The 5,345-nt window shown below is 66.8% G+C and carries 4 protein-coding genes and 1 pseudogene; 2 read left to right on the top strand and 3 right to left on the bottom strand.

Features of this window, described 5'->3' with window-relative positions:
* Positions 1 to 62: 62 nt before the first annotated feature.
* A complete protein-coding gene (locus J7E91_RS28580) occupies positions 63 to 572 on the bottom strand; it encodes a carboxymuconolactone decarboxylase family protein (protein WP_214909517.1) in 510 nt (169 codons plus the stop codon).
* A gap of 47 nt (positions 573 to 619) precedes the next feature.
* On the opposite strand from J7E91_RS28580, the pseudogene J7E91_RS28575 reads away from it, so the two are divergent.
* A pseudogene (locus J7E91_RS28575) lies at positions 620 to 1,505 on the top strand (PLP-dependent aminotransferase family protein); the annotation flags it as partial.
* Positions 1,506 to 1,979: 474 nt separating this feature from the next.
* Here the strand turns inward: J7E91_RS28575 and J7E91_RS28570 are convergent.
* On the bottom strand, positions 1,980 to 2,888 hold the full coding sequence (locus J7E91_RS28570) for a radical SAM protein (RefSeq protein ID WP_214909516.1): 909 nt from the start codon (positions 2,886 to 2,888) through the stop codon (positions 1,980 to 1,982).
* A gap of 819 nt (positions 2,889 to 3,707) precedes the next feature.
* On the bottom strand, positions 3,708 to 3,932 hold the full coding sequence (locus J7E91_RS28565) for a hypothetical protein (RefSeq protein ID WP_214909515.1): 225 nt from the start codon (positions 3,930 to 3,932) through the stop codon (positions 3,708 to 3,710).
* A gap of 174 nt (positions 3,933 to 4,106) precedes the next feature.
* Between J7E91_RS28565 and J7E91_RS28560 the strand changes: the two genes are divergently transcribed.
* Entirely contained in the window at positions 4,107 to 5,327 is a 1,221-nt protein-coding gene (locus tag J7E91_RS28560; RefSeq protein WP_214909513.1) for a helix-turn-helix transcriptional regulator, read from the top strand.
* The last annotated feature ends 18 nt before the right edge of the window (positions 5,328 to 5,345 follow it).

The raw sequence follows: 5,345 nt of genomic DNA, 5'->3' as shown, positions 1-5,345 counted from the left end.
CCGTGCCCGCCGTGCCCGCCGTACCCGGCGGGCACGGCCGGTCCACTCGCTTCGGCTCGGTCTCAGCGCTTGAACGCGCCCGGCGTGTAGTGGCCGGGGACCATGCGGGTGGTCACGGCGAAACGGTTCCAGGAGTTGATGACCGAGATCACGGCGGTGAGCTGGGCCAGTTGGGCTTCGTCGAAGTGCTTGGCGGCTTTCTGCCACACCTCGTCGGGGACGAACCCTTCGGTCAGGACGGTCACGGCCTCCGTGAGTTCGAGTGCCGCCGCCTCCTGCTCCGTGTAGAAGTGCCGGGACTCCTGCCAGGCTGCGAGCTGGATGATCCGCTCGATGGTCTCGCCCGCGGCGAGCGCCTCCTTGGTGTGCATGTCGAGGCAGAAGGCGCAGTGGTTGATCTGAGAGGCACGGATCATGACCAGCTCGACGAGGACCGGATCGAGGCCCTTCTTCGCTGCGGCGGAGAGTGTGATCATGGCCTTGTAGACCTCGGGGGCCATTTTCGCCATGTCCAGGCGGGGGGTGTGCTCGGGGGCGTATCCGCTGGTCGTGGGGGTCCTGTCTGTCGTCATGGGGACGACGTTACAGGCCCGGTAGCCCACGGGTATGGTCCACTTCCGTGACAGATTCATGGGCCACCTACGGGGTCGACCTGCATGTCGAGCTGGGCGGTTCGGGGCTGCGTGCGGGCCTGATCAACGCCCTGCGCGAAGCCGTCCGTACGGGCAGGCTGGCACCGGGGACGCGGTTGCCGTCCTCCCGTTCGCTCGCCGCCGACCTCGGGGTCGCCCGTAACACCGTCGCCGACGCGTACGCCGAACTGGTCGCCGAGGGCTGGCTCACCGCGCGCCAGGGCTCCGGCACGCGGGTCGCGCGGCGGGCCGTGGCCGCGCCGCGCAAGGCGGCGCCGGCCACCGTGACGCGGCGCAGCGCGCGCCGCGAACCGGCGTACAGCCTCATGCCGGGCTCTCCCGACCTCGCGTCCTTTCCGCGCGCCGAGTGGCTGAGGGCGGCCAGGCGCGCGCTGACCGCCGCGCCGCACGAGGCGTTCGGGTACGGCGACCCGCGCGGGCGCGTGGAGTTGCGTACCGCCGTCGCCGAGTACCTGGCGCGGGCGCGCGGCGTGCGCGCCACGCCGGACCGGGTCGTCATCTGCTCCGGTTTCGTGCACGGGCTGATGCTCGTCGCGAAGGCGCTGAGGCAGCGGCGGGTGCGGGAGGTGGCGGTCGAGTCGTACGGGCTCCACTTCCACCGGGACCTGCTCACGGAGGCCGGGCTGCGCACTCCGGCGCTGGGGTTTCGACGCGCTCGGCTCGCGCACCGGGGAGCTGGGGGAGCTGCGGGGCGCGGGCGCGGTGCTGCTGACGCCGGCCCACCAGTTCCCGGTCGGGGTGGCGCTGCATCCGGACCGGCGCGCGGCTGCCGTGGACTGGGCGCGCGGTACGGGCGGCCTGATCCTGGAGGACGACTACGACGGGGAGTTCCGCTACGACCGGCAGCCGGTGAACCCTACACCCTGGCAACTTGACATGTGTGCAGGTCAGCGCAGCGAGAAGCCCCGCCCATGCGCCACGGGGGCAGCACACGGACGGGGCGGGAGAGGATCAGCGTTGGGTCTGCACAGGGGCAGTCTGTGCCCGAAGTTCAGCTAGTCGCCGCTGGTAGAGGGGGCCGATTGCATGAGTCCCCCTTGCCTCGCTGGGGGTGGATCGTTCGATCAGGTTATGGGCAACGGCCTTTAGATGCGCCGCCCACGCCAACACATGCTGTTGAGCGGTCCGCCCGCATTCCTGCGGTTCACCAGGTAGGCACAGCGGGAGTTGCGGACCCAGCTTGTTCGCCGCATGGCGAATGTAGCGAGCGGTCGTGGCCCATTCCTCGTCGGTCCGCTGTGGGGCGTTGCTCTCGAAGTCCCACCCCCAGACCCCGAAGTCGTCCCCATGATCGTCCATTTGTGCACTCCTGATGATCGCAGCGGGTTAAGCCGGTGCGCCGATCGTAGCCGCGCCCGCCACGCTGTCCGCCTCCTTCGGGTCACAGTGCCCGACCGAGGGAACACACGGACCGCACGGACCGCACATGGGGAGGAATTGCGGGGGCGTGCACGACTGGATGCCCGCGCCGTGCACCGCCGTAATCTTGGCCGTCACATCGGCCATTTGTGCGCCACCCCAGATATCCGAGATCGGCTTTTCCAGCACGTTGCCGATAGTCAGGAATCGGCCGAGAACGCACGGCCATACCTCGCCGGTCGGACCGATGGCGCATTTCTCGTGGGCACAGTGCCCGCACAGGTCCGCGATGGTCGGCGTGGCTCCCTTGCTCGCCCGCCCGAATGCGCGGGTCCGGTCTCCGCCGACCGTGCCGACGCCGAGCCCCGTAAGGTCCTGCGCCGCTTCCTGTACGCGCTGCCCGTCCCGTACGGCGACGACTCCCCCTCGCAGCGGGATACCGAGTTCCAGCGCCTTTTGGATATTGGCGCGAGTCTTCTTGTGCGAGCCCCGGAGTTGCGTCACCTGGTCGTGTTCTTCGGCGGTGTCCGAGTAGTACGACGTGGCGAGCTTGACGCCGTATGCCGTGAACGCGCCCCACAATTCCTCACGGATGTGGGTCATGTTCGAGAACACCTCGACTCCGAGGCCCCGCCCGTGGGCGTGCTTGATCAGCGCGGGCAAGCTCGGGTAGAGGGTCGGTTCGCCCCCGATGAACTGGACATCCAGCGTGCGCATGTCCGCAAGCTGGTCAATCACGTTCAACCAGTCCTGCACGGTCATGGCCCCGTGGGTGCCCTTTGGGCCACTGTCCGCGTAGCAGTGATCACAGAACTCGTCACAGAGTCCCGTCACTTCCAACCATGCGAATAACAGTCGATTTCCGGCAGCGCTCATTGTGCGTCTCCTTGCGACCGTTGGTGTTTGGTGCCCCGCCCCCGCCGAAATTCCGAATGCGTGGGGGAACGAGTTCGGTTACGTCCGGCAGGGGCGGGAGTTCATAGGCGGCCGGTAGCGGCCAGGGTGGGAATCGCCGTACTCGGCGCGGCTACGGTGAAGACGAATGCGCTCCAGCCGAAGCGCCTTACGACCCTCACGCGTCACCTCGTGGGGCTCGGCAGTTCGGGCACTCATCCGTGTGAAACAGCGACGGGGGGTGAAATGGGCCGGGCAGGAAGACGACGCCGGATTCCACGTCTAGCGCGCCCCCGTATTCGGTCCACCATCCATCGGGGCTGTTCGCGTATGCCGTGCCCGCGTAGGGGTCAACGGTGGCCTTCTCGACCGTCTCAGCGGCCACTAGTACCAGCCCCCACCCGCACGCTGGTTCTCCTTCTCGACCAGGGGCCGAAGTCGCTGCATGGTCGGGCTGAAAGATCGGTCGTCGTCCGCCCGGCTGTGCTTCGACTCGTCGTCGGCAACGGTGTCGGGGCACTCCGGAAGCCCACATACGCACGGCGGGAACGTGAGCGCCGACCTGAGCGGGGGCTCACCGTGGTCGTCGGGGTAGTCACGGTTCACCGCTCCGCCCCCGTTCGATCAGTCGCCCGGCGGTGGGGGTGCTGGGAGGCGATCGCGTTGAACTCCCGGACGCTCCCGACGCTGCCGCGCTCACGCGCCGACTCGCGCCCGTTTATGGCTGCGCTACAGATGCGGCAGCCGTCGACGGGCACTGGCTCAAGGGCGGGGCTGTGAAGCGTCGGTACGGCCGTGGTGTCACTCACTGCGCAACCTCCGGAGTAGCCCCGCCTCAACGGCCCGCAGCAGGCAGCGCGTAGGCGTCGTGGTCTCCCTGGTCGGCACCGCGTGCAACGGCAACGGCAGCCATGCCGGGAGCGGCACCACGTCCGGAGTCAGCCGGTAGAACTCGCGCCGCTGAACGGCCGCTTCAAGGTCCGCCGCGCCGTCGCGGGGTAACCGCTTCGGTAGGTCGTTCGCCATGGTCACCATCCCGCTTGTTCCGTCAAGTCCAGTGATGCTGTGGGGTGTTGGCTCAGAGAAGCGCGGCGAGTGGCCCGGCACCACAGCAGAAAGGCCGCAGTCCTGCCGCACCCTGGCCGCACTGGCTACGCTGACCAGGGAAGAGGCACCCGCACGAGGGAGGACCGGCCAACGATGACCAGCAGGCGGCGGAGATTCGCGGAGCGCCGGAAAGCGTGCGGACTCAATCAAGAGGAATTCGCGGAATCGGTCGGCGTAGATCGCTCTACTGTTCAGCGCTGGGAGAACGGAAAGAACGACCCCCAACCGTGGCAGCGCCCGAAGATCGCTAAGGCTTTGGCGGTCACGGCGAATGAGCTTGACGCGCTGCTGGTCCCCGATGCCTACGCGCCGCCGCAGTCTCCTAATGGATGGCTCGCTGCCACGTCCCCGAATAGCGATGACGAATTTGACGCTCTCGAATTGGCGCGTCGAGTATCAGCAAGCGATGTGGGAAAGGAGACATTGAGCCGACTGGAAAACTCCTTTGATGAGTTGGCTATGAAATACCCCGTCTCCCCGCCGCAGGAATTGTTGGAAAGGGTGCGAAAGTATTCGGCGTACGTCTCGCACCTCATGGATGCGCGTATGACGCTTGCGGAACAGCGCCGTCTTTACCGGGTCGGGGGATGGTTCCAACTGTTGGGGGCCACACTCCATATCGACCTGAACCAGGAACACGCGGCGACGGCCCGTTTGCAGACAGCGGCGTCACTCGCGCAACACGCCGAGCACCCGGAAATTGAGGCGTGGTGTTACGAGACGGACGCTTGGCGGGTCCTCACGGATGGCGAATACGTGCGCGCGCTGGAACTGTCGAAGATTGCGCAAGATCTAGCACCAGTCGGATCGTCGGTTGCCATTCAGGCGACGGCGCAAGAAGGCAGGGCGAGAGCGCGTCTAGGGGAAGGTCCGGAAACCTACGCGGCCATAGATCGTGTTCAGCGTATGTCGGCCGCACTCGTTCCGCGCAAAGGTACCGAGCATCATTACCAGTACGACCCTGGTAAGGCTCTGGCCTACACAGCAACAACGCTTGCATGGGTCGGAGATCCAGCGGCGGAGACCTACGCTCGGGAAGTGATTGCCCGGCTGGCTCCCGCTGACGATATCGAGAAATGGCCGCGTCGGGTCGCGTCAGCGAATATCGACCTGTCGTTGGCTTTACTCGGTGGCGACCGGCTGGATGAGGCGTGCAACGCAGCACAACGGGCCATACTGTCCGGCCGTATCGTCCCGTCGAACCATTGGCGTGCGCTGGAAGTCGTCAAGACTGTGGAAGCGCGACAACTTCCGGAAGCTGCGGATCTCCGAGAGGCATACCAGGGGTTGAAGGCTCTTCCGAGCGTGGGCTAGTACTGCAGCCGCAGTTGT

The organism is Streptomyces sp. ISL-99 (assembly GCF_018614005.1).
Taxonomy (GTDB): Bacteria; Actinomycetota; Actinomycetes; order Streptomycetales; family Streptomycetaceae; genus Streptomyces; species Streptomyces flavidovirens.
This window is presented reverse-complemented; position numbering and strand designations above follow the sequence as displayed.